Annotated in this window: 22 protein-coding genes; 9 read left to right on the top strand and 13 right to left on the bottom strand. The window is 44.7% G+C overall.

Going from position 1 to position 25,321, the window contains the following annotated elements:
* Positions 1–367 precede the first annotated feature (367 nt).
* The 3 genes from EOD41_RS09080 to EOD41_RS09075 all read left to right on the top strand — a co-directional run bounded on the left by EOD41_RS09080 (position 368) and on the right by EOD41_RS09075 (position 4,720).
* Positions 368–667 carry a helix-turn-helix domain-containing protein gene (locus EOD41_RS09080; RefSeq protein WP_127704455.1) on the top strand — a complete coding sequence of 100 codons (300 nt, stop codon included), beginning with the start codon at positions 368–370 and terminating at the stop codon, positions 665–667.
* A 58-nt stretch (positions 668–725) separates the two neighbouring features.
* Entirely contained in the window at positions 726–863 is a 138-nt protein-coding gene (locus EOD41_RS20715; RefSeq protein ID WP_164849909.1) for a hypothetical protein, read from the top strand.
* A 497-nt stretch (positions 864–1,360) separates the two neighbouring features.
* Entirely contained in the window at positions 1,361–4,720 is a 3,360-nt protein-coding gene (locus EOD41_RS09075) for a caspase family protein (protein WP_127704454.1), read from the top strand.
* 244 nt (positions 4,721–4,964) lie between these two features.
* Here the strand turns inward: EOD41_RS09075 and EOD41_RS20710 are convergent, their stop codons facing one another.
* Complete coding sequence (locus EOD41_RS20710) at positions 4,965–5,129, bottom strand: hypothetical protein (RefSeq protein WP_164849908.1); 165 nt, start codon at positions 5,127–5,129, stop codon at positions 4,965–4,967.
* A gap of 224 nt (positions 5,130–5,353) precedes the next feature.
* Here EOD41_RS20710 and EOD41_RS09070 point away from each other — a divergent pair, with 224 nt between their 5' ends.
* Complete coding sequence (locus EOD41_RS09070; protein WP_127704425.1) at positions 5,354–6,526, top strand: ATP-binding protein; 1,173 nt, start codon at positions 5,354–5,356, stop codon at positions 6,524–6,526.
* Here EOD41_RS09070 and EOD41_RS20705 read toward each other — a convergent pair.
* Complete coding sequence (locus tag EOD41_RS20705) at positions 6,523–6,705, bottom strand: hypothetical protein (RefSeq protein ID WP_164849907.1); 183 nt, start codon at positions 6,703–6,705, stop codon at positions 6,523–6,525. The two genes, EOD41_RS09070 and EOD41_RS20705, sit on opposite strands and share 4 nt — an antisense overlap.
* A 347-nt stretch (positions 6,706–7,052) precedes the next feature.
* Positions 7,053–9,431, bottom strand: coding sequence for a TonB-dependent receptor domain-containing protein (locus EOD41_RS09065; RefSeq protein ID WP_127704453.1), 2,379 nt, complete (start codon positions 9,429–9,431; stop codon positions 7,053–7,055).
* Positions 9,432–9,541: 110 nt separating this feature from the next.
* Here EOD41_RS09065 and EOD41_RS09060 point away from each other — a divergent pair, with 110 nt between their 5' ends.
* Together EOD41_RS09060 and EOD41_RS09055 are read left to right on the top strand one after the other, a co-directional pair.
* Positions 9,542–11,209 carry a histidine kinase gene (locus EOD41_RS09060; RefSeq protein WP_127704452.1) on the top strand — a complete coding sequence of 556 codons (1,668 nt, stop codon included), beginning with the start codon at positions 9,542–9,544 and terminating at the stop codon, positions 11,207–11,209.
* On the top strand, positions 11,206–11,904 hold the full coding sequence (locus EOD41_RS09055; RefSeq protein WP_127704451.1) for a LytR/AlgR family response regulator transcription factor: 699 nt from the start codon (positions 11,206–11,208) through the stop codon (positions 11,902–11,904). Before EOD41_RS09060 ends, EOD41_RS09055 begins: the two co-directional genes overlap by 4 nt.
* A 91-nt stretch (positions 11,905–11,995) precedes the next feature.
* Here the strand turns inward: EOD41_RS09055 and EOD41_RS09050 are convergent, their stop codons facing one another.
* From EOD41_RS09050 to EOD41_RS09040, 3 genes are all read right to left on the bottom strand, one after another.
* On the bottom strand, positions 11,996–12,295 hold the full coding sequence (locus EOD41_RS09050) for a hypothetical protein (RefSeq protein ID WP_127704450.1): 300 nt from the start codon (positions 12,293–12,295) through the stop codon (positions 11,996–11,998).
* Positions 12,296–12,298: 3 nt separating this feature from the next.
* Complete coding sequence (locus EOD41_RS09045; protein ID WP_317133195.1) at positions 12,299–12,658, bottom strand: Hsp20/alpha crystallin family protein; 360 nt, start codon at positions 12,656–12,658, stop codon at positions 12,299–12,301.
* Positions 12,659–13,156: 498 nt separating this feature from the next.
* Positions 13,157–14,191, bottom strand: coding sequence for a M16 family metallopeptidase (locus EOD41_RS09040; protein WP_127704449.1), 1,035 nt, complete (start codon positions 14,189–14,191; stop codon positions 13,157–13,159).
* Positions 14,192–14,604: 413 nt separating this feature from the next.
* On the opposite strand from EOD41_RS09040, the gene EOD41_RS09035 reads away from it, so the two are divergent.
* The gene (locus EOD41_RS09035) at positions 14,605–15,978 is read left to right on the top strand and encodes a Fic family protein (protein ID WP_127704448.1); all 1,374 of its coding nucleotides are present in this window, start codon (positions 14,605–14,607) and stop codon (positions 15,976–15,978) included.
* A 370-nt stretch (positions 15,979–16,348) separates the two neighbouring features.
* Here EOD41_RS09035 and EOD41_RS09030 read toward each other — a convergent pair whose 3' ends face one another.
* Together EOD41_RS09030 and EOD41_RS09025 are read right to left on the bottom strand one after the other, a co-directional pair.
* On the bottom strand, positions 16,349–16,594 hold the full coding sequence (locus tag EOD41_RS09030) for a hypothetical protein (RefSeq protein ID WP_127704447.1): 246 nt from the start codon (positions 16,592–16,594) through the stop codon (positions 16,349–16,351).
* Between the two features lie 63 nt (positions 16,595–16,657).
* A complete protein-coding gene (locus tag EOD41_RS09025) occupies positions 16,658–17,518 on the bottom strand; it encodes a sigma-70 family RNA polymerase sigma factor (protein WP_127704446.1) in 861 nt (286 codons plus the stop codon).
* A gap of 221 nt (positions 17,519–17,739) precedes the next feature.
* On the opposite strand from EOD41_RS09025, the gene EOD41_RS09020 reads away from it, so the two are divergent.
* A complete protein-coding gene (locus tag EOD41_RS09020; RefSeq protein ID WP_127704445.1) occupies positions 17,740–17,997 on the top strand; it encodes a hypothetical protein in 258 nt (85 codons plus the stop codon).
* On the opposite strand, the gene EOD41_RS20700 is transcribed toward EOD41_RS09020, so the two are convergent.
* The gene (locus EOD41_RS20700) at positions 17,998–18,174 is read right to left on the bottom strand and encodes a hypothetical protein (protein ID WP_164849906.1); all 177 of its coding nucleotides are present in this window, start codon (positions 18,172–18,174) and stop codon (positions 17,998–18,000) included.
* 232 nt (positions 18,175–18,406) lie between these two features.
* On the opposite strand from EOD41_RS20700, the gene EOD41_RS09015 reads away from it, so the two are divergent.
* Positions 18,407–20,197, top strand: a complete 1,791-nt coding sequence (locus EOD41_RS09015) for an outer membrane protein assembly factor BamB family protein (protein WP_164849905.1) — start codon at positions 18,407–18,409, stop codon at positions 20,195–20,197.
* A 63-nt stretch (positions 20,198–20,260) separates the two neighbouring features.
* Here the strand turns inward: EOD41_RS09015 and EOD41_RS09010 are convergent, their stop codons facing one another.
* The 4 genes from EOD41_RS09010 to EOD41_RS08995 all read right to left on the bottom strand — a co-directional run bounded on the left by EOD41_RS09010 (position 20,261) and on the right by EOD41_RS08995 (position 25,231).
* On the bottom strand, positions 20,261–20,908 hold the full coding sequence (locus tag EOD41_RS09010; protein ID WP_127704443.1) for a response regulator transcription factor: 648 nt from the start codon (positions 20,906–20,908) through the stop codon (positions 20,261–20,263).
* Between the two features lie 5 nt (positions 20,909–20,913).
* On the bottom strand, positions 20,914–22,962 hold the full coding sequence (locus EOD41_RS09005; protein ID WP_127704442.1) for a tetratricopeptide repeat-containing sensor histidine kinase: 2,049 nt from the start codon (positions 22,960–22,962) through the stop codon (positions 20,914–20,916).
* Between the two features lie 116 nt (positions 22,963–23,078).
* Positions 23,079–23,606: a DUF6252 family protein gene (locus tag EOD41_RS09000; protein ID WP_127704441.1), complete on the bottom strand. Its 528-nt coding sequence runs from the start codon at positions 23,604–23,606 to the stop codon at positions 23,079–23,081.
* Positions 23,607–23,617: 11 nt separating this feature from the next.
* On the bottom strand, positions 23,618–25,231 hold the full coding sequence (locus EOD41_RS08995) for an IPT/TIG domain-containing protein (RefSeq protein WP_127704440.1): 1,614 nt from the start codon (positions 25,229–25,231) through the stop codon (positions 23,618–23,620).
* Positions 25,232–25,321 lie beyond the last annotated feature (90 nt).

The raw sequence follows: 25,321 nt of genomic DNA, 5'->3' as shown, positions 1-25,321 counted from the left end.
ATGCTTTATCAAGTTGCGGGATAATGTTTACATCTGCACTGTTCTGTTCTTTCATAAATGTCCTCCTTTTTTATAGAGAAGACATTTTTATAAGCCTGGGTGTTTCTTGAATCATATCACTTAGGTTAAAGCCCCGAGGCGGCGAGCGCTCAGGGGCTTTTATTTTATCACTGCCTCCATCCTCCGGCATTCGTAAGGTGAGTTCTTAGAAACTTCGAGTCCCCCCCGTTCTTATTTCAAATTTACGTAAAGAACGAACACATCATAGAAGTCCCTTGTACACTTGTGTCTGATTTATGCCTGGCTTATCATTGCTACCGGCAATAATCTATGCGCAGGAATGCAGAAAATTTAATTATAAAGCGACATGAATGAAACAAAAGATAAACGAAAACTTCAGCTGGTAACGCTGGATGACATGGATAATTTCAGAGCGGACATCCTGGCAGCAATAAAGGACATGCTCGCGTTCGCCAAAGGCCCACCGGTCAAACGTTGGGTTAAGGCCGCTGAAGCGCGCAAGCTGATCGGCGTTTCGCCAGGCAAATTGCAGGTCATTCGCGACAGTGGATTGTTGTCATTCACCAAAATCGGCGGAAATATTTATTATGACAAAGACGACCTCATCAAGCTGTTTGAAGAGAACAAAGTGCAAAGACGCAAATAAATCGACAGGATCTGGTACGGCTGTCCCGCCATATAAGGAACATGTCTATATCTATTTTATGGAAAAGGGTCTTGATGATTCCATAGCTGAAAATTTTTTTGAGCATTTTAAACAGCGGCGTTGGCAAAATAAACATGGCAGCAAGCTAAAAAACTGGAAAACCGCCGCTTGGGAATGGGCATTCAAATTTAGCTGAAAAACGCCGGCATATGAAAAGATAAACACGATCTTGGCTCATACCGTATGCTGCAGCATATCGAGGAGCAAACGATATCACGGAAAAATCAGTGATGGTACCAATGCGCCTAATTTGGCAAATATGATTTAGCAGGATTCCATTGCCGTTCAAACTCACAGATCAAAGCGGCTAATAGTAAGTAATAACCGGTGGAATTGTACTTGATTATTCACTGTTATGCTTCCACTTAGGTCCTAGCTTTTTAACAAATATGAGGAGATCGATATGCCCACACTACGTCTAAATTGCTCGGAATTTGAAGACACAATAAGAAAACGGGGATTGGAAGCCAATTCTCGTCATTTGCACGTTACCAAGTTGCGAGTTAGTGAGTCATATCTGGCATTAACAATATTCACCCTCTCGCAGACTATTGCGCCGATATTACCATCTTTTCCACCTTTTGCTTATTAGCAAACAAAACGGTAACTTAACCCAAAAACAATCAGTCACTTATGCACAATAATGTTTTAAAAATATTTCCAATCTTTATACAGCTACTGCTCGTACATACAAGCTTTGCCCAACAGCCGGAATTAGTCATTCCATTACCCCATGCTAATAAAATAACCAGGATAGAGCGCTCTCAGTCAGGCAATATTATTGCCAGCGCTTCTGTTGACGGAACAATAAAGATATGGAATGGTTATACATTAGACCTTATCCGTACCATCGAAGCAAAAAGCCAGCACGATATCGCAGGGCAAATCAGCGCGATCTGTATCAGTAATGACGAAAAATACATTATTGCCGCCATTATGAATGATGAGTATAATGGCAATCACCTAGTAAAAATTATAGACATCACTACAGGGCGCCAAACATCAGTATGTCGTCCTGCAAATGCCGTTATCAGCTGTATCAGGGAGCTGCCGAACGGTCGTTATATTTCAGCCGTTTACGATCCTCAAGCATCGCTGATCATTTGGGATAAAAACACCGGAAAAGTAACAGATACAGTAGGCAAACAACATTATCCAATTGAGGATATCTGCGTTTTGAACCTTAATGTAGTTTTTACGGCAGGCGGTCCCCGGTTGCTTTTTAACAAGCGATCAGCTGTAGAAAATCAAATAAAAAAATGGGACATCAGTAACCACCGACCTGTTGATAGCCTGCAGGCACATACCAAAGCGGTCATGTCCGTCAAAATTTCCGCTGATAGAAAGAAACTTTTGTCATGCAGCAGCGAAGAGGTTATTCTTTGGGATGTTAAAAGCGGGAAAAAATTAAAGCTCTTCAATGCCGACACCACCCAGGGTATTTTCCTGAGCGAATGGACATATGCCGGTTTCACTGATCATGACAGTAAGGTAGTAATGACTAACGGCTATAACCTGTACACCTACAAAGTTTCAACAGGAACAACTGAAAAATTCAAGTATCACAATGCTGCTTATCCTGACGTCGTTAGCTATTCTGAAAAGACCGACACCTTTACCTCCGGCGGCGATGATGGTCAACTTCAGTCCTTACGAATCACCGGCACCCTTACAGAGGGCACGGAACTTAATTATTTATTGAATTACAACCAGAGTTTAAAATTCAGTAAAAATGATAGCTGCCTTTATATCATCACATCTAACGGTATCATCAATCGCATGGACCTTTTCACAGGACAGCTCTCACAGGTCTATAAATCAGAATATTCGGATATGATAAGAGCTGAGTACCTGAAGCAAGGACTAAAAATGGATATCTCGGAAGATGGCAGGTTCGCAGCCGATATATCGGAAGGACGGCTGGTAATTACTGATCTTAAAAGACAAAAAAAGGTATACACATCCTGCACGATACCAAAATTATCTAACGAGCGGATACGTTTTCTTGATGCTTCTAACAAACTGGCAGTACTTTCAGGAAAGAATTTTGTCTTGATAAATCTAGATAGTTTCACAGCAGATAGCGCCTATACCAAAACTGTATTTCAAGATTGGGCCTTCTCTTCAGGAAGGGATTCTGTTTTCCTATACAATACATATGGGGATAACCGGTACGTCATGTTTGATCTAAAACACTGGAAGGAGGAATGGTATGATCATAACATGGAATGTATAGCATTTTCGCCAAACAACCAATATGTTTTGCTTGAGTACACACAAGGTCAGGCATATGGTATAGCTGATCTTCCTAAAAAGAAATATTTCCAACTAAACGGCGTAGAAATGTATGGCAACGGGACCAGCTTCGTGTTCTCTCCTGATACAGCCCACCTTCAGGTGCTCATCAGCGGTGGCGCAGGCGATATGAAGCTTTGGAAAATTAAAGACCCGGGATTTCATGCCTATAAGCTCTACGGACATTCTTCGTTCATTCTTGACAAGGTGTTTTCGCATTCCGGGAAACACATAGCTAGCTTAGGTTCAGAAGGCTCAATTATTATTTGGAAGAGGAACGATGCTGACTCATTTGATTTTCAAAAGCAATATCAAATACTTCAGAATAAGAAAGGCCAGCTTTTGTTACTTACTCCGGATAATTACTACGCGGGTAGCAAGTCGATCACTAAGCTGTTATCTTTTAATAGCGCCGGCAAACATTTCGGTTTTGATCAGCTCGATATTCGTTATAACCGGCCCGATAAAGTATTGCAAGCTGCGGGTAGTTCTGACACCACGCTTATTCGGGCATACCGTAGAGCATACGAAAAGCGTATACGGAAACTCGGCATCGACACCCTGCAGTTCAGGTCAGGTTATAATATGCCAGAAGCAGACTTTAAAGAGCGCGATCACCTTAATTATGTTCAGCACCGCCCGCAACTCAGGCTTACCATCAAAGCACATGATGATCTATATCCTCTTGACCGTTTCAATGTTTGGATCAATGGAACACCCTTATACGGTTTACGGGGTATCAAATTCAAAGAGCGGCGGCTACAAAATATTGTAAAGTTAATAACAGTCACCTTATCGCAAGGTGACAATCGCATAGAGACATCTGTTATTAACAGTAACGGAATGGAAAGTTTTCGCATACCTATTATGGTCCGATACGAGCCTGAAAAGCCGGCACCAGAGCGATTGTTTTTTATCGGTATAGGCATAGACCATTTCTCCGATACTACTCGTAACCTTAATTGGAGTGTCAAAGACATAAAAGACCTTGCAAGTGCTTTGAAGCAGAAATACGGGAACCAAATAGAGGCATACACACTTTTTGATAAGGACGTCGTGTTTGAAAAAGTTATTGCGTTAAAAAAAGTATTGCTTAGAACAAATGTAAATGACAAAGTAATCATTGCCTATTCGGGCCATGGCCTGCTTAGCGCAGACCTTGACTATTATCTGTCTACTTACGAGGTCAATTTCGCAAAGCCTGAAAATGGTGGGCTATCTTATGACATGCTGGAAAACTTGTTAGACAGTATCCCCGCTCGTAAAAAACTAATGCTAATCGACGCCTGTCACAGCGGAGAAATTGACAAGGAAGAAATTAGACGTTATCAACCTTCGGAAGATTCCGCAGCCATCAATACCAGTAAAAAAGGGTTCGGTAAAGTTGTAGCGCGACGAACCACTGTTGGTATAAAGAATAGCTTTGAGCTTATGGGTGAATTATTTAACAACGTCGGGCGTAATACAGGGGCAACTGTCATCTCTGCCGCCGGGGCAGCTCAGTTCGCCCTTGAAAAGGATGAGTTGGCTAACGGCGTTTTTACCTACAGTATTCTTGATTTTATGCACAAACACCCGCAAGCACGTCTTTCCGACATGCAGCAGTTTATCATCCAGCGCGTAACTGAATTGACCCGAGGGCTGCAGGTGCCAACAGCGCGAAGTGAAAACAATGCGGTCGATTGGATGGTATGGTAATCTGTCGCACCTGTGGTTACAATATCTCAATTATCAATATTCTACTTTCGTTTAAATTCAATTGATTCTTTACGTCGTAAACATTCGTTAACGCTTGTTTCCGTTCAAGACGAGATAACGCTTTTAATGGCGTTGTATTACGCTTTTTATATACAATCCATGGTGAGTAGTTGCATGTGTAGAAATCCGAAATTATATTACCCAACCTGTCCATAGCTGTACGATTACTCCTTACTACAAATCTTTATGTGGCCCCTAGTGTCCTGACAATTATAACTGTGTTATCTAGATCAAGCCTTTCGAATCCCTGCATTGTTTGAATGATAAGCTTTTGAACCGCTTTTTCATCATTTCTCTTAAAGCGCAGTACTAATTTTTGCTCTTCATCAGGTCGCTCGTTCTTAGACATATATAATGCAGGTGGTAAAAGTCAACCAGAATTTCGTGAGTTAACCCCAGTTTTCGATGGAGAAGTGACATAGTGACTAGGTTGCTACAAACGTACCTGAGTTATTAGCAAATGCCAAATGTATAAGAGAGCTTCTTAAAGCTTCAGCTTCAGGCTTATGATCAGCAATGGCCGTGAAAGGAATCATTTATGCAAATTCAACATTTAATGTTAAATTCGCATAAATGATTAAGCGAAGAATAACGATTGAACTTGAAAAGACTTTAAAAAGAAGCGCTTCAGTAGCGCTGATGGGTCCGCGTCAGGTGGGCAAAACAACACTTGCAAGGGATATAGAGAAAGCTAATAAAAGTGTTTACCTTGACTTAGAGCGTAAGCGCGATCTGCAAAGAATTCAGGACATTGAAGCTTTTCATACAGAAAACCGAGACAAGCTGATCATCTTGGACGAGGTGCAGCGGCTACCGGATATATTTCAGGAATTGCGGGGAATTATCGATGAGGAGCGCCGACGCGGCCACAAATACGGACAGTTTTTGTTCCTGGGTTCGGCATCTATGGATTTGTTGCAACAATCAGGAGAATCACTGGCAGGGCGCATCAGTTATCTCGAATTATGCGGTATTGATGCTTTAGAGTTCGGTGCACTATCAGCCGACAAACTCAATCAGTTATGGCTGCGGGGAGGATTTCCGGAAAGTTTATTGGCCGCAAGCGATGAAGATAGCTTGATTTGGCGAAATGATTTTATCCGAACTTACTTGGAGCGTGACATACCACTGTTAGGTCCGCGGATACCGGCTGAAACACTGGAACGGTTCTGGACAATGCTTGCTCATATTCAAGGCGGTATCTTCAATGCTTCTATGCTGGCAAAAAGCCTTGAGGTGAGTTCCGTTACTGTAAGCAGGTACTTAGACCTCATGGTTGATCTGTTACTCGTGAGACGCTTACAGCCCTGGACAGCAAATATCGGCAAACGTTTGGTTAAAAGTCCGAAGGTTTATGTTCGGGATAGCGGAATAACCCATGCCTTATTAAATATCGAAAGATATAATGATCTGCTGGGACATCCAGTTTCTGGGGGTAGTTGGGAAGGTTTTGTTATCGAAAATATAATATCAGTAGCACCGAATAACGCCAAGGCATACTATTACCGAAGCAGCAGTGGTCATGAAATCGACCTGATTCTCGAATTTTCAGGACGGGAGACATGGGCTATTGAAATCAAACGCAGTACCGTCCCGGTACTTTCCAAAGGCTTTTATCAGGGGTGTGAAGACGTTAAGGCAGATAAAAAGTTCGTGGTCTATGGTGGACATGATCAGTTTGCTCTCCAGGACGGTGTTACCGCCATCCCGCTCGTTAACCTTATGCAACAACTTGTAACGCTTTAATTTTGCGCGCGATAACTGCGGTTTGTTACCTGTTCGCGGACTTCCGCAATAAGCGCTTCCTTATGGTCGGTTTCCAGATGACGATGGAGATAGTGCTCGCGCTGGTTGTTTTGAATACATAACTGATCTGGTGATTTGCTTGGATGTCTGCTATTAAGCGAAAAGTTAACTATTTGCAAACGATTTTTACACAGACAGGTAGATACCCCAGACCATGTTGGAGATTCCCCGGCAGCAAAACCGCACGGTTTTCTTTCCGTCTGCAATCGCATAAATAGCCATCGTATGTTCTTCACGGTAAATCGGATCCTTCGCCGAAACATATTCGTGCAGGTTCTTCCAATCGTAATCCCGGATGTTTAAGCCCAATAACAAAGCGAAAAAATGTCCATTGTTCCTCACTCATGGTTTTATTTTTCAGACTTAAACATTTTAGTACTTTAATAATACCTTCCAGTGTCGGTAATTTGGGTTGTACGGTAATATGACCCTGTTTTTGTGCAGCGGTACTATGGGACGCTTTGCATTAATCGCGGTTACCACTTTTAGCCTGACGAACGGTATTGTCCTTCATGTTCAGTTTGTACACCAGGCTGACGCGGTAACGCGCCGCATTGGGATTAACCGTTTGTGTGATCACATAGCCCGGTCCACTGGTGCGGGTAATGAACTGTCGTGAGTTAAAGACATTCGTCACATCGGCCACGATATTGAGCTTATCCGCAAGCAAGCTTTTGCTCAGTCCGAGATCAGCGAAATGCATGCCTTGCCGCCGGCTTTGGGCATTGCTTTGCGCGCTATTGAAATTATAACGTCCTTGCAAACTCCATTTTCCAGGCAGCTTTAACAGTATGCTTAATCGTGCTGTCGTCGTTCGACCGGAGAAATTGAAATCTGTGTCGTTATATAGGCCGATTTGCCTAAAGCACCATAGGTTTGCTTCGGCATTGATCTGGAATGATTTCAGCAGGGTCCAGGTTGCTGATAGCTCTAAGCCGTAACGTGTTTCACCGGAAATATTTACTGGTGTGGTAATAAATATTTCATTAGCATCACGATACACATAATCGATGATGGGTGACCTAGCTTGTTGAAAATATACCGATGGATTAAAAGTAAATGCAGAAGTGTTCTTCAAAAAGCCCAACTCAAAAACATCACTGTACGATGGGTTAAGTGCCGGGTTGCCCATATATTGCGCGTTCAGATCGGTAACCTCATTAAAAGGATAAATCAACCATAACGATGGGCGGTTGATGCGTTTACTGTAGCTTAATTGAAGGTTCGCCGTGCCCGCCGTATCCAGTTTGTAACCCAGGTGAACGGTTGGGAACAAGCGGTCGTAGCGTTTCTTATCGGCATAGCTGTGATTATCATCGCCAATGTCAATGCGGGTGAACTCGGTACGCAAACCCAATTGGTAAGAGAACCTGTTTACTTTCGACCGCAATTGCGCGTATGCGCCGCTTATTCGTTCCTTGTATTCCAGCTGATTATCAATGCCCTTATAAATTGCCCAGTCATCACTCTTCTGAACTTCGGCGATGTAATTACTCACCACGCTCCGTCGTTCGATCTTAACGCCAGCTTCAAAAAATGAGTTATCACCTACTGGTTGCACCCAGTCTGACTGTAACACCAGATCTTTGCTTGACCCTGCCGAATTGCTACGGATGCCTGCCAGATTCTCATAAGCAGGGAAAGTACGGGCGGTTGACAGCTGCCAGTCTTTATCACTGTTCCAAAAATCGTATTGCATGTCAATAGTGAACTTTTTCTTCGGGTTAGTAAATAGCTGAGTATAGTTGAACTCAAACTGGTTATAATCCCGGTTCTCCCAGGATTCTCCATGACGTAACAGCGTACTGTCAGGTTGCTGGCTGTTATAATCGTAGATCAGGCGGGTTTTGTCATGATCACGCGTTACATTGAGCAGGTAGGCGGCGGTGATGGTGTTCTTATCGTCGATGGAATAATCTACGCCACCGTAGAGCAGTTTGCCATCGTCGCGGCGGTTCTCATTTTGTAGTTGGTTCAGAAAACTTTTACCGCCCGGAATATTTGCAGCCTGTACGGTAGTGTAACGGCCAACATAGTCCGATTTACGCAAGCCAAAAGTTGAAAAAATATTTAACTTGCCTGATTTGTAATTGATGCTCGGCGTAATACGGGTATCGTTGGGCGAACCGGCCATTACCCGCACCTGCCCATTAAAGCTGGCTTTTTTACTCTTTTTGAGTACAATATTGATGATACCCGCCGAACCTGCGGCATCATACCTTGCCGATGGGTTGGTGATCACCTCGACACGTTCGATCTGTTCCGCCTGCAATTGGTCTAAGGCGTTGGCCTGGGTCAGCCCTGACCGGCGACCGTTGATCATTACCATGACATTGCTGTTGCCGCGCAAGCTGATAGCGCCCTCCGGGCTGACCGTTACTGAGGGGACACTGTTTAAAATATCATTTACCGATCCGTTTTGGGTGATCATATCTCTGCCCGGCTCAAAGACTTTTTTATCAAGCTGCAAGCTGGTATTGGGTCGTTGGCCTGAAATGTTGACTTCGTTCAGGGCGGTAGCATCAGCCTCTAGCGCTATCGTGCCTACAGCATTTTTAATACCAGATATCGTAAAAGGCATACTTACAGTTTTGTAACCCATCATACGGCATTCTACAATATAATTGCCAGTAGGTAAAGGATTACTTGTAAACTCACCCTTTTCATTGCTAATGGTACCGCTGAGGAATTTGTCGCCGGTGGTCTTGATATTGATGGTCGCATAAGGTATGGTAGCGCTGGATTGCTTGTCGGTAACCTTTCCTGAAACCGCGTAACCGGTAGATTGCGGGTGTACGGCAACGGTGAAAACGCTTAAAAATATGATGGTTATCAATGCTTTCATGCCGCAAGAATAGGCTGGCATACTTGTGTATATTGAAAAAAGCTTGTGAACTGCTCATACGGCTTTTGAACGACATACGGGGCCTTGGTTTTTCCGCTTATCTTAGTACCATGTTGTATCGCCTCCTATTCATCAGCCTGCTTGCATTTTCCTCGTGCAAACGGGACGTGCTTTTCGAGACCGGCCTGACCAAATACCATGTTGGCGACAATGTGCATTGGTCGGCAAAAAATTACAATGATATCAACTGGAAATACAACCGGGGTCGTACCGGCAACAAAGTATTTTGGGCGCGTATAAACGTCGATCTGCAACAGCGGCTGGAGACCATAGGCCCAATGGGTGTGCAGGTACATGCCTTCGGTGCATATGACTTTTACTGGGACGGCGTACTGATCGGCCATAACGGAAAGCCCCTATCGACGGAGGCAAAGGAAATTCCTGGGACGGAAGCTGCTGTCTTTATGCTGCCTGATTCATTGATCACACCGGGTAAGCATGTGGCAGCCTTTCGCTTGTCGCAAATGAGTAACGGGCATGATCTGCGTGATGTGCAGTTGAAGCTGCAAAACTACAAACCTCTGCTACGCGATCCGCTGATCATTACTGCTATGGTGCACCTGATGGCGGGTGTCTTCTTCATTGCCTCATTATACTATTTCCTGTTTTATTGCTACAGCAAACAGCGCGAATATTCGGTACTGATATTCGCGTTTACCTGCCTGTTTTTCTTTTGCCTGCTGATCGTGGAATACGTTAAGTATTACGTGGACATTCCCTACACACAATTCTTTATCAGGCTGAAAGCTGTGGGCATACTGACGTTCTTGATCGCCTCGCTTATCCCTTATTACTTCAGCATACAATTGGGCTTCAAATGGAAAAGGCAGATGCTAGTCCTGATGCTTGGCGCCTATGCCGTAGTATTTGTAATACAATACGGGCATTATGATTATACATCGATGCTGTTCAGCCTGATCATGTGGATCACCTGCCTGGTAACGGCTGCCGACGCTACCCGGCGAAAAGTGAAGGGCGGGGCCGTTGTATTGACAGGAATGCTGGCCATACCGTTAGTACATAAATTCGCCTTGTATGACATCGCCCTGTTCATCAGCTACACCATTATTGTAACCTGTATGCTTTACCTGCATGTGTTACGCGCGCGCGTGCTGGAAGAACAATATGAATCGACTTTACTGCTTTCTTCAAGGTTGCAACTCGAGCTGATAAAGAAAAATATCCAGCCGCATTTTTTACGGAATACGTTAACTTCGCTTATTGATTGGGTGGAAGAATCGCCGAAACAAGGTATTCAATTTATAAAAGCGTTGTCAGATGAGTTCTATATCATGAACGCTATAGCCGAAGAAACACAGATACCAGTGTCGCAGGAGATCGACCTTTGTAAAAAGCACCTGTCGGTAATGCAGTTCCGTAAGGAAATTGATTATGTGTGGCAAGATGAAGGTATATTACCTGACGAGGCCTTGCCGCCTGCTGTGATACATACCTTGCTTGAAAATGGCATTACGCATAGTGCGCCTTTAGAGAACGGCCGCATGTATTTCAAACTAAAATTCGTCACCACCGCAAAACAGAAAAAATACATTTTTGAGACCCACGCACGCAACCGGGAAACCTACCGTGATCAGGAAGGCGGCAACGGGTTCAAATATATCCGGGCGCGGCTTACAGAGAGTTATGGCGATCAATGGACATTTACTTCAGGTGCGGCTCATCATGGCTGGGTGAGCGTCATAACCATTTTGACATGAGAATATTGATCATTGAGGACGAAGCAAGAATAGCCAAACGACTGGTGCGCATGACGAATCAGTATTTCGAACATGCCCCCGCATCGCTCACTGTCTGCGATTCATTATCAAAAGGGATAAACTTTATCCAGGCGAACGAGATCGATATTTTGTTGCTTGATCTGAACCTGAACGGAGAAGACGGCTTTGATGTGCTGCAAAGTATGGTTTCACGACCTTTTCATACCATCATCGTTTCGGCCTATACCGATAAAGCCATCACCGCCTTTTTCTACGGAGTGCTCGATTTTGTACCAAAACCTTTTGACGAGGCAAGACTGTTCCAGGCATTCAAACGGCTATCAGCCAAAGAAAAACCTGCTGAAATTAGTTTAAAATATCTCGCCGTGCGCAGATCCGGCAACATTACATTGATCGATATCAGCACAGTGCGTTACATAAACGGTGCGGGTATTTACAGCGAACTTAACCTGCAAAATGACAAAAGCGTCCTGCATGATAAATCGCTTGACGCCCTGGAGCAGATACTGCCGCCGCAATTTATGCGCATACACCGCTCATACATTGTTTCCCTTACCGAAGCGAAAAAACTTATCATTCAGCCCGGCAGCCGTTATAGCTTACAACTGCATAACGGCGAATTGATACCTGTTGGCAGGCTTCGTTATAAAGCGCTGAAAGAGAAAATGGGTTAATCAGGTTTGATAGTATTAGTGCGATGATACCAGACCTTAACCAAACGCCTTAAAGAATTTAAATAAAAAACGGGGCAATCGCCCCGTTAAATTAAGTACCGGCTTCGTGGATCGCATGCTTCCGGAATAGTTCGCGCGTGATCAGCTCACAGTTTTCGCCCAGTTCGCTTAACTTGCAGCCGATGGATTTCACCTTAACCGGCAGCCCATCAGCAATTCCGATCAGATCCAGGTGTAGTATAGCGTGGTCAATCGCACCTTCCGTTCCGCTTAACTGATCGAACAAGGAATAGGCAAAGTCCCTATCAGCGCCCAGGAAATACTGTGCACACCGCTTAAACCCGTCCGGCGTCCGGAAGCTGATCATCAGGTCAAACTCCTGTTCCATCATTCTTTATTTGATCTCGATTTGGCGGCGCATATGTTTCGCTTCCTCCCGCTTGGCGATATCAATTTTCAGGATACCATGGGTATATGCCGCTTCAATATGCTCTGCATTGGCGCTTTCCGGCAAGGTAAAAGAACGTACAAAAGAACTGTAGCTGTACTCACGTTTGCTGTAATTCTTTTCTTCAGCTTGTTCCTCACTTTGCTTTTCTACCGAAACATTCAATATATGGCGGTCCAGGCTGATCTTAAAATCCTCTTTTTTCAGACCAGGCGCAGCCAGTTCCACGTGATAGTTGTTTTCCGACTCGCTGATGTTGACCGCCGGAACACGGGTTACCATACGGTCGTTGAAGAAAAGTGTCATTGAAAATAGAATCGAAAACGTCATTAAAGCCAGTCAACAAAGAACCATTACTTTTCTCGGCGGGATTAAATTTACCCAGTGTCATGGGTTGTCCTCCTTAAATGTTTTCAATGATTAAATAAATGATTTAATTAAATTGAACTATCAAGAACAAGCTATTTGTCAATCCATTACCATTGCAATCAACCCTGATATAAATTCAGAAAAAATCAAAAATCTTCAGTGTTAAGCTGTCAAATTTTCAAATGAAAACTAAAACCTATGAGTTGCGTCTTTCAAACTCCTTACCCCGAGATCCGGCTTTGCTTAATATTCAGGTAGCTGCGCCGACCTGGATATTATTCATTACTTCATATTTCGTTTCCGGAGGTTATCTCTGCTTTCCGCAAGACCCGTGTTAATCAATGAAAGTGCCCACCTTTCTCAGGCCTGGCACTTTCATTGATTAACGTAATAGGGTTATCAAACTACTAACTGATATAAAGAAAAACGAGTATGTTACTTTCCAGTGGATTCGTCTGCATTTTCTGGCAGCAAGACCAGCTTGATGTAATTTTTACCTGTCAGGTATGTATTAGCCATTATTTTTACGTCATCTGGTGTAATCACATTAAGCTGATTAGTGTAATCATTGATCTGGTCCAGCTTTTCTTCATTCTGTAATTGCGTGTTCAGATAACCTAACCAAAAGCCGTTGGTTTTTATTGCTGTTTCCATGCCTCTTTGTGTCTCAGCCCTGAACTTATCCACATTGATTTGCGACGGACCATTAGTTTTTATTTTATTTATTTCGTCGAGTGTTGAGGCGATCAACTTGTCGATATTTTGCGGAGCGCAGCCAAAGGTGATGATAAGGCTGAACCTGCCTTTGGGCAATTTAGCGGTGTAGGTACGCACACCCGGGGAATACACACCGCTTTCATCTTCACGTAATCTTTCCAGCAGCCTTATTTGTAAAGTTTCTTTCAGCGCGTCCATTTTGAGCTTATTTTCAAAGCTGTAATCGAAATTGCCGGAAAAAACAAGATTGACCGCAGCTTTAGGTTCCGACCCTTTATACACTGTCCTTTCAATAACGCCCGGCGGTATGTTGATGTTCAGGTCTTTTGCTTTTTCGGTGGTGCCGTTTGCCGGCAAACTCGCAATGTATTTTTCAAGTAGTGGTTTGATTGTAGCCGTGTCGATGCTGCCGACAAACGCAAAAGTAAATCCGCTTGCATCAGCAAAGCGTTGTTTATAGATTCCATAAGCTTTATCCAGATTTATCTGGTTAATTTTCTCGACCGAGGGTCCGGTACGGCGAACGCTGTGCGCGCCCAAAACAGCGCTTATTGTGTCCTGGAAAACACTGTTCGGATCGTTTAACCGGTTGACCAGGCTGGCTTTTGATTGCGCCATCATACCTTGGAACATCGCCGAATCTTTTCGTGGCTCTGTAACATAAGCATACAGTAGTTGCAGTGCAGCTTCCAGGTCATTATTTACAGCACCACCGTTTATATTCTGGGTACGCTCTCCTATGGAAATCTGCACGCTTAACTGCTTGCCTGATAGATATTTGAAGTAACTTTTGTTTCAAATTATTTAAGCGACAATATTTTAAGGATGCAAAAATGCTAAAAAATCAGCCGGTTAACATTAATATTCAAATATTAATACATTGGTAACATGTTGACAATTCACTTGTTAGAAAACAGCACGAGACAGGAGACAATCTAAGGCGAATACAATAAACTGTTTCGCATTGATGATTTACCAATTGTCGCCTCTGAACCAGCGTAGCTAATGCCGATATTTTATACCCGTTAACAAAATCATCCCGATCGGGTTACATTAACATCTGGCTGAAACTGTCGCAATTCGGAGTATTGCGACAGTTTTTTGTCGCGATTCGGAGTATTGCGACAGTTTTTACATAAATTTGTCGCGATACTTAGTATTGCGACATGAAAAAAAAATTATTGACCACCATCATACACATCATTGCCAGCTTTCGGGATGGCGCCGGTATTGACGACATTAAAAATGCACTGGGCGAAAAAATGCACCTAAGAACGCTTCAGCGCTATTTGAAAAACATGACCGCATCTGGTGTAATCAGTGCGTCAGGGAAAGCGAGGGCTACTGTCTACAAATTAATGCATACTGACGCTATACCTGTAGCAAAAGAGGCTCTGCTTAGCAGCACGATAAGCCTGATCCCTATCTCGGCAAAGGGAGAGGCGGTACGGCAGGCGGTCACCGCACCGTTGCAGCGGCGGAAACCCGTCGGCTATCAACGCGACTTCCTGGAGAAGTACCGGCCAAATGTCGACACCTATTTATCACAGGAAGAAAAGATAAGACTAACAGCTATCGGAAACGCAGCAGGTGAACAGCCTGCTGGAACGTATGCAAGACAGATCTTAAACCGCTTGTTGATTGACCTATCCTGGAATTCCAGCCGATTGGAAGGAAACACCTACAGTTTGCTGGACACGGAGCGATTGATCGAGCTGGGAGAGACAGATGAGACGAAATCCGCAAAGGAAGCACAGATGATCTTAAATCATAAAGATGCCATAGAATTTATGGTCGAGGCAGCGACCGAGATAGGATTTAACAGTTATACCATCAGGAACCTGCACGCGATGCTGGCCAATAACTTACTGCCCGACCCGGAAGCGCCCGGCAGATTGCGCATGATTGCGGTCGGAATCACTGGCTCGGTATTTACACCTCTGGCCATACCGCAACTGATCAATGAATTTTTTGAGCTTATCCTGGCTAAGGCATCAGCGATCAGAGATCCGTTCGAGCAAGCCTTCTTTATAATGGTGCATCTACCCTATCTCCAGCCATTCGATGATGTCAACAAAAGGGTATCCCGTTTATCGGCAAATATTCCTTTTATCAAAAGCAATTTTTCTCCTTTATCGTTTACCGATGTACCAGATGACCTCTATTCACAAGGTGTGCTTGGTGTCTACGAACTGAATGATATTAACCTGCTGAAAGATGTTTTTATGTGGGGCTATGAACGGTCTGCAGCACGCTATGCGGTTGTTCGTCAATCATTGGGTGAGCCTGATCCTTTCCGTTTACAATACCGCAATCAGATAAGAGAGATCATAAGTCTCATAATAAAAGAAGCGATGAATTCAAAAGCCGCTTTGAAAGCGATCAGGATGGCCTCGGCTGAATTTCCTGCAAAAGATCAGGCAGCATTTAGCGAAGCCATTGAAACGGAATTACTGGCCTTACATGAAGGCAACTTCGCCCGGTATAGGGTAAGTCCCAAAGAGTTTAATCACTGGAAGGAAAACTGGGGCAGGCGGTAATTACAATAAAACTGCTTCACCCTCCGCTTTGCCGCATCGGGGACGCTGTTATCGTCGATCTTTTAGTATAATAAAAAAGCCCGCTTTGTTAAGCGGACTTCGGGTTACCAGGTTTTTCTCCCTTTTTTTCATCGTATGCAGCGTTCGCCGGATGCCTTCGTTTTTAGCACGGACACGTATCGGAAAGTCACATTTTTTATGTAGAAAATGGAGAAAAGACCAAGGTTAGTGTGTTAAAGTACGAGTATCAAAATTATAACTGATGCACACTGCTATTTTACAATTATAAGTTATGCGCTAAGCAATCAATAAGCTTTTTTGATGACTCGCGTTAAAAGTTCTACTTACGAAAGGTCAACGGACCATAAAGCTATCGCATGGAAGACGTTCCTGATAATAAAAGCGGCCAGTTGATCCTGTTCCTCCAAGTAGAGATCGCTTCCATCATAAATCCAGTAGCCATTTTCATAAAAAGAATACGCCCCAGTGACGGTGCGCCGTCATCATAAGCACGTAAAAGTACAAATGCGGTAACTTTGTCTTGTCTTATACGCAGGATTCTGATCACTTCGTCTGTGTCTTTCTTTCTCTTCAACCAAGCTTTGACTTCGTTCATGCAAACAAGTTGAGAAACAAATCACAAAAAGCTAAATGTATTAGTATTTTGATTAAATACGTGCTAGTTAAGATAGGCCTTCAGCGCTGCCGTCCTGCTGCTGGTCCGCAATCTGGCCAGTGCCTTGTCCTTGATCTGGCGGACACGCTCGCGGGTTAACTGGTACTTATCGCCGATCTCTTCTAAACTATGCGCATGCTGGTTGTTCAAACCGAAGAATAGCTCGACGATGTTCCGTTCTTTATCAGCGAGTATTTGCATGCTGCTGGAGATGTCTGTAGTCAATGATTCTTTTAAGGCAAAGGTGTCGGTGCTGGGCTCCGTGCTTCGTAATACATCGAGTAAAGTGCCTTCCTCGTCTGCAGAAAACGGTGTATCATACGATAAATGCTTGGCTGAATTCGCCAGGGAATTCGTTACCTTTTCTACAGTAGATTCCAAATCCTCCGCCAGTTCTTCAGGGGTAGGTTGCCTTTCATATAATTGCTCAAGCCTGGAAGCGGCTTTAGCTATTTTCGACACGTCACCTGCTTGGTTTAAAGGTAAACGCACCATCCTGGACTGTTCGCCAATAGCTGAAAGGATCGATTGACGGATCCACCACACGGCGTAGGAAATGAACTTAAAGCCTTTGGTTTCGTCAAAGCGTTTGGCTGCCTTGACCAGGCCCATGTTGCCCTCATTGATCAGGTCACCCAGCGTTAGGCCTGAGTTTTGGTATTGTTTTGCCACAGACACCACAAAACGGAGGTTCGCGGTGGTCAGCCTTTCCAAAGCGGCCTGATCACCAGCCCTGATCTTTTGTGTTAACGTGACCTCCTCCTGTGGCGTAACCATCGGAATTTTGGAAATATCAGATAAATATTGATTCAACGATGCGGTCTCCCTTTGAGTAATCGACTCGGTGATTTTTAATTGCCTCATATATCAAATACTATTAAGTGAAGTTAAAGATCAAGTAACAGAAAAGTTTGCAGTTGATGCTGATGCCTGCAGTCACAAGGAAGAAAAGATCTTTAACAGCACAAAGATAAGGCAAATACACAAAAAATACTGTCTGCGACATGTCAGGATAATGCTATTCAATCCTGTCTTAATCGCAATTTTTTACCAGGCCCACGGTACTAAACAGCGTATCGCCCCGCATGTTACCTAACGATGGCACCGGTACAACTCTTGATTTAAACGTCCTGCGACTGATCGAAGTTACCCGCCAGTTTGAAACCCGCTATGCTTCGCGGCATGATATTCTCAAAAGATGCATAAACTTTTACCCATCACCATTCTCAATTCACACTGACAATGTCTTTAATCCGATCTGTTCTAACATGATACTTATCAGGCGACTGAGCAATGATCGTTTCGTAGGCCGCTTTGGATTACTTCAGCTGTATCTTACGTAACTAGTTACCGCTTGAAAAATAAGTTTCGTTCCCGTTTTCCGATTGCCAGTGATCGTGCATAAACGTCTGCAGCGCGGCCACACCATCATTGCCGATATTGGTGTCGTTAGGGCCGGCTATGACCGTTAGTTTGCCGTTGTCTATACGTTTGATGTAGCCCCCGGCTGCAATGTACATCGTGCGGCTGTCCAGGTTAAGTACGTTACTGGTGATTTTGCCGAGCTAAGGTTTTTATAAATACGTTGCGTACGGCCACCGGGCACACAGCTGTACAGGTGTCACTTGCATGCGCATTTTTATGCCCGCTAGTTTAAAATAGGTATTAATACCTATGTTTTAGCGAATCAATCCTTATTGAAGCATGGGGCTGTTTCACAGAAGTTTGTATCAACCATTTGCATACAATCACATGATGAAAAAACCGATTTTATTATTGACACTGGCCCTGGCATGCAGCCAGTTGCCGGCAAGCGCGCAATTTGGCGCATTAAAAAATAAACTAAGTAATCTCACCGGCGGCGGCGGCGCCGGCAAAAAAACCGGTAGTTTTCAAACGGTCTGGGAGGCAAAATTTGTTAACAAGGCCAGCCGCCTGGCCGTTAGTAACGAGACGGGCTCGCTGATCCTGGGGACCGACGACAATTCGGCCACCGTGCTGGACGCTGACGGTAAACCGGTTTGGAACGGCGATTATAAAAAACTTACGACAAATAACACCAACACCTCCGAGTTCCAGTATATCATTCGCAGTAAGTCCGGAGGATATCTGTTCTTATTTGACTCGCGCAAGTTCAGCACCGACCGCCTTGCCGTTCTGGACCTAGCCACCGGTAAAGAGTTATGGAACTCGGAGGAATACCAGAATCTGCTGAACAAGGAACAGGAAGCCGCCGATATTGAAACCGTCAGGTACATTGATGAACTGGACGCATTCCTGATTGCGCAGAAAGGCGGACTGACCATGGTCAAAGCCAGCGACGGAAAAAAAGTGTGGCATACTGATACCTTTAAGGGGAGCGTAGGTAAGTACATCTATAATAAAGCCAGCAACCAGATCTTAATGGTGAACTACAAACCCACCGCGCTGGCAGCTTTGTTCAGCGGATTTAAAAACCAGTTGGTTAAGATCAATGCTTTGAACGGGCAGATACTTTGGAATACGGAGTTCAGGGGCACCATTGAAAAGAAACTGATCACCCGGGAGCCGGTCATTGACCTTACGCTTGTAGGCGACAAACTGTTTTTGTGGCTGGACGGCCTTCAGGCTTATGACGTTAACAATGGTAAAAAACTTTGGGATGTAGCTTACGAGAACGACATGAGCAAATCATCAAGCGGTCTGTCAGGACGAGGCCGCAAGGGTATTTACGGCACACTGGCCGACCCGATCTATACAGATGACGCCGTGTACTTCCCTGTATTGGGCAGCGGCAACAAAAGCAAGTATGTTGAAAAACATGACCTGAACTCCGGCAAATTATTATGGATTTCAGAAAAAATCACCGGCGCGTTCTCGATGCCGCACCTCTATATGACCGGCGGCAAGATCATGGTTCAGATCGGCGGAAAAGTACAGGTGCAGGAGATCACGACGCGCCGTACTGCCGATGGCAGCGAAACTGATTACAAAATATACACCGACTACGTCAACCAAAAGAACAGCTTGCTGGCACTTGACGCGAACAGCGGCCAGACCGCCTGGCGTTCAGAAAAGTTCGACAAGCGTATCACAGATATGATCATCCACGAAAACAAAACGGTTTTTGCAGGTGACGGCGACGAATTTTATGCTTATGATATTGCATCAGGCAAACAATTGTTTGATGTGAAGCACGATGACGCCAAAGTAGGCAAGGCGACAGACGTGGTTGATTTCGGCGATAACGTGGTGGTAATATCAGAAAAGGGACTGGCCAGTTACAAAAAAGCCGACGGCAGCCGCAATTATGCCACCGCCAAACTATCAGACATTGACTTCTTTTATAACGTTGGCGGCAACTTCTTTCTGCGCAGCCAAAAAGGTTCCAAGAATATTATTTATGGTGTGGACATGTCTAATGGTAATATCAAAGGCTCGGTGACATCTAAGGGGAAAGGCGGCAGCCCTGCTTATGGCAACGGCATAGACATTACTGACGATGGAGAATATATTTTTGCTTTTAAAGGGAAGAAAGTCGAAAAGATAAAGGTGAACAATTAAGTGTTTGCATGGAGTGAGATGGCCGCCGGTTCGATGCCGGCGGCTTTTTTGTAAGTCACTGCACTATTCCAAACCGGTCTTGATGGCAAACTTCACCAATCCAACAGTGCTTTTACTGTGGGTTTTTTCCAGCAGGTTCTGGCGGTGATTATCGACAGTTTTTTTACTGATGAATAGCTTGTCGGCTATTTCCTCGCTGGTCATTTCTTTTACAATAAGGCTGAGTACTTCCTTCTCGCGTGCGGTGAGTCGACTGAGTTGTTCGTCCTGCACCTTTTGTTTTTGGTACTGGTTGTAAATGATGGGCACAATGTCCTGCGAAAAGTAGGTTCCTCCATCGGCAATGCGGTGCAGCGCCTGCAGCAACTCTTTACGGCCGGAATTTTTAAGGATATAGCCGTCGGCCTCAGCCATCACGGCTTCTTTAACTGCGGCCGCGTTGTTGTACATCGAAAGAATCAGCACCTGGATGTGCGGATAGCCGCTTTTAACCATGCGGCACAATTGCGTACCGGTTAACAGCGGCATGCTGATATCCGTTAATAAGATGCTGAAGTGTCCGGGATCAGCCGAAATATGCTCATAAGCGATCTGTCCGTTACCGGCCTCGGCAACGACCACGTAGCGCCCGTCACTTGCCAGCATACTTTTCAGCCCGTCGATCACCATCTGGTGGTCATCTGCTATAATAATGTTTACTTTTTCTGTCATATTGATTAACCGGGTATGGTTATTTCTATCTGCGTACCGCTCAGCCGTTCAGACGATACCTGCATGTTGCCGTTCAGCATGTTCACGCGGGCAGCGATATTTTTCCAGCCCAGCCCTTTTGATTGTCCGATGAGACTGGTGTCGAAGCCTTTGCCGTTGTCCCTGATCACAAGTGTCATCAACCCGTCTTGTTGCAAGACGCTTAAAGCGATCTCCGTTGCCTGGGCATGCCTGACCATATTGCTCAGGACTTCCTGGACAATGCGGTAAACCGAAAGCTCGTTGGCTTTTTCGAACTGGTGGGCGCGCGCTTCATCCGGAATAGTAGTGATGACTTGGGTATTGCCTGCAGCGTTGATCTTTTCAGCCAGATCTTCCAGTGCGCTGAACAGGCCGAAGTTTAGTTCTTCCGGTATCAGGTTATGTGAGATATGCCGGACCTCTGTTATCGTTTCGTCGACCAGACTAAGCGTATCATTTAACGAAGGATCATCCTGCCGTTGCGAAAGATTCATTTTTACCACGGATAGCATCTGCCCGATACTATCATGCAGATCGCGGGCTATACGCACACGTTCTTTCTGCTCACCTTCGAACAAACTGCGCGTTGCGATTTCCTGCTGTTTGTACACCTCAGCCTGTAGTTTGGCTTGTTGTTTCGCAAGGTTACGTTTGTAAAAAGCATAGCCAGCTATTGCACCGCCCAGCAACAAAGCTGCTATGGCTATAATAACAGCATTGCGCTGCCTCACTTCGAGCTGCCTGATCTTGTTCTCCTTGGTAAGCAGGTTAATGCGGTTGTCTTTTTTGGCGGTTTCGTATCTGGTCTGCACTTCGGTGACCTGGCGGTTCACCTCAATGCCGCGCAGGCTGTCACGCAGACCTTCATAGGCGTCAAATGCCTTGTTGGCCATTTGCGGCCGGTTTTGCGCAACATACAGCTGAAATTTAAGCTTATAAATTTCGGCCAGTTCTTCTTTCAAATCATTTTTGTGCGCCATGGGTTCGGCTTCGGTCATATAGCGTTCTGCGGTTTTGAGATCATGAAGATCAAGGCTTACCTGCGCCAGATTTATATTTGAAGAAACGATACCCTGCTTATTGCTGTCGGCCACCGACAAGGTGCGCGAACGGTTATACCAGCTTAGGGCCGCTTTGTTCTCCCCTTTTGCCGCGTTGATCAAACCCAATTCATCATAAGCCGCGCGAAGACAAGCCGTATTATGGTATTTGCTTGCAATAGGAATGGCTTTTTGCGCATAGGCTGCGGCTTCGGTTGCTTTTCCCATCCGGCGCAATACCGCGCTACGCACGGCATAACAATTGGCAAGCGGCCCTTCATCTCCCGCCTTTGTGAACTTTTCAATAGCCATGCTATTGTACTTCAATGCGTCAGCATAGCGTTTCAGCATCATAAATGAGTGCGTAATGTTAAAAGCGACATTTGCAGCCCCCCATTCGTTTTTTAACTTTTCGCGGATGGCCAGCGCCTTGAGCAGGTATTCGGCAGCCTTAACATAATTGCTGTTGCGGTTATAGTTTGCCCCCATATTGGCATACACCAATGCTACGTCTTCTTCTGACTTTTCTTTTTGATAGATCTGCAGGGCTTTCTGCAATGATGCATCGCGACGCTTGTCGTCACCAGTGGCAGCATACAGGTTTGACATGCTGTTGTGCACATCACCCTGTATCAGCGGCGCTTTGGCTTCGGCTGCCAATTTTAACGACTGGTTGTAATGGGCCAGGCATTTGCTGACATCATTGTAGTACATGTACATGACCCCGTACTGCAGTTCGATAAGCGCTTCTGTTTTTTTGTCTTTCAATTTTTGCGCCAGTGGAATAGCCAGCCGGCAATACTTTTCGGTAGCAACGGAATCGTAGTCAGCTACTTCATTGATCAATTCGTGATAGGCACGAAGCTTTTTTGCGGGCATTTTCTGGGCAGCGATGTTCTTTTCCAGTTCAATTATCCTGGCAGAATTTTGCCCGTAAAGTAACTGACAAACAGAAAGTATAAGTAATAATAATGTGCAGGTTTTCAGGCGCATCAGGTAATAATAGGTCGCTTAATAATAAGCTTGTTCAGCGGCAATTGCAAATCGGGCTGTTATAATTAACCGGTGCTTAGTAAATCCTAAACGCCGGTTAAAAACTTGCTTAATAATTATTTGAGAATTCCTTTAAAGCTACCCTGTTCTGCAAATGCTTCTTTTTGGTTACCGTTGTAAGCTACGGCGTAAAAAGTACCTTCAACAGTATTGCCCTCAACTTTCGTGATATTGATCTCACCGCCGCCGGCCATGTTTGTACCACTCAGATCGGTGGAGTAGTTCAAAGCTGCATCACCTGCTTTGGCATAGTCCTTACTGATCATAATACCGCCATTATCGTCCTGCGGACCAATTCTGTATTTACCTACGGCAGCCTTCTGCAGAAGGATAATGGTGATAGATTCGTTGCCTCCGTCTCTGATAGCTGTAACTGTAAAAGTGGTTTGCCCTGCGGCAGTTACCTGTACCATACCTGCTTTTGTGGAGCTGAACTTACCGGCATTCCCGCCGTCAAATCCATAGTTGCCTGCTGTTACGGTGGCATTTCCGCCCGTGGCTTCTTCTTTTTTCTTGTCGTCGTCTTTTTTACATGCTGTTAAAGAGGCTGTTGCTACGAGCAGCATGATCAAGATTTTTTTCATTGTTTTATGGTTTATTGGGTGATTCTTAGAATGTCTTTTTGATTGGCTTTGATATACAGGTTTCCGCGTGCGTCAGATACGATCAATACAGAACCTGTATGATCATCGATATCAGGAGTTAAAAATTTCACATTGAATGTACCAAGGTTAGTGGCTGCCGGAGAGCCGTTTTTGGTTTTGTTCAGCACCCAGGTTTTGCTGAGTGAACCGGCGATATAGGAATGGTCAATGAGCGTGTAAAAGTTCTCGTTATCGTCAACAGCATAACGTAAGTAACCAACAGTCATGGTTGACTTTACCCGTTCGGCGTCATAGGCGCCAAACAATGAATTGAGGGTAAAGCTGGTATTCGTGGTACTGCCATTATCCAGATTCCATTTGGCAAAAACGCAGTTGTTGGAGTAGCCGCTGTTATCGGTAGTATAGGCCACATAAGCAGTGCTGCCGTTAAAAACCGCGCCATTGGTATTTTGCTGCAGACCGGGCAGGTCATCGCCACTTTGCACAATCTCACCGGACTGCTTAATGCGGAAGTCGGGGCGTATACATATTTCGTTGTTGGCATTTACAAACAGGAAGTATCTTCCCTGCGTATTAAACTTGCTTTTTATTTCCGTTACATTTTTACCATCAGCGGTTATTTTGAACAGCGACATAACATTAGGCATGTCTTCGTACCTTAAAACATAGACGTTCCCTGCAGCATCGGTGGTAATCCTGATTACATTGGTGATGCGTTCGTCGGCAGTTAATACAGCCGGCGGATTATTGCCTCCCGGGTCAAGCTTATAAACTTTATTACCGGTTTGCGTAAGCAGGGTATAATCTGAATAATAAATAAAGTTCTTTGCTTTATCGTACCACATGGTACCGATCTCATTGGCTGCCGTACCGATCTTTTTAAAGTTCAGGTTACCGGAAATGACATTGATATAGTCTACATCGCTTCCGCCGGTATTGGTTTCTGTATTAAACGTAAATGTTGTATTGAAACCGGCAGCAGGTACCGCGTTGGTACCGCTTACTTCAATAAGAATACCGCCTGTTATGGCATTTGCTGGCACTTCTACAGTAAGTGCAGTGGCTGTGGCTGATTTCACCGTCGCCAATACTACCGTACCGCCGGTTGCCGCAGCAAAGAAAACTTTGTTTTCGCTAAGCTGTGTGCTGAAGTTGGCACCTGTAAGCGTGATCACTTCACCGGTCTTACCGCTTGACGGGTTCATCGCGGTAAACGTTGGCAGTATAACCGGCTTTGGTTTAACCGTGATCTTTGCGCCGTCAGGATCTTTGATGGCAGCGGCTTTGCCTTTTATAACTACTGACAAATCGCCTGATGCAACGTCTGCCGGTACGGTGAATTTGATTTCCCTATCGGTTACCGAGGAAATCGTAATGGAGGTGCTTCCAATGCTGACTTTTACATCATCCGCAGCGGTGCCAAAGTTTTTTCCGGTGATCGTGACGATATCACCGGTTTGCGGATCTTTTGGCGATATGGAAGTCACCTCTGGAGTTGGTAAGGTTGGATCAGGCTCAGCACCCGATTTTTCCTTCTTACATGCACCCAGTGTTAGCGTCAGCAGCAGGATGAGTAAAAGATGTGTTGATAATGGTTGTTTCATGGTGTCCTTTTTGTTTTCAAAGGTCACACACCATGCGTTGCCGCACAATCGGGAATAATCCTAGTTCTTGTAGGGATATATACCTGGAAA

This window comes from Mucilaginibacter limnophilus (genome assembly GCF_004005815.1).
In the GTDB taxonomy this organism is placed as follows: Bacteria; Bacteroidota; Bacteroidia; order Sphingobacteriales; family Sphingobacteriaceae; genus Mucilaginibacter; species Mucilaginibacter limnophilus.
The sequence above is the reverse complement of the archived record's forward strand: the minus strand, read 5'-3'. Positions and strand labels throughout refer to the sequence as shown.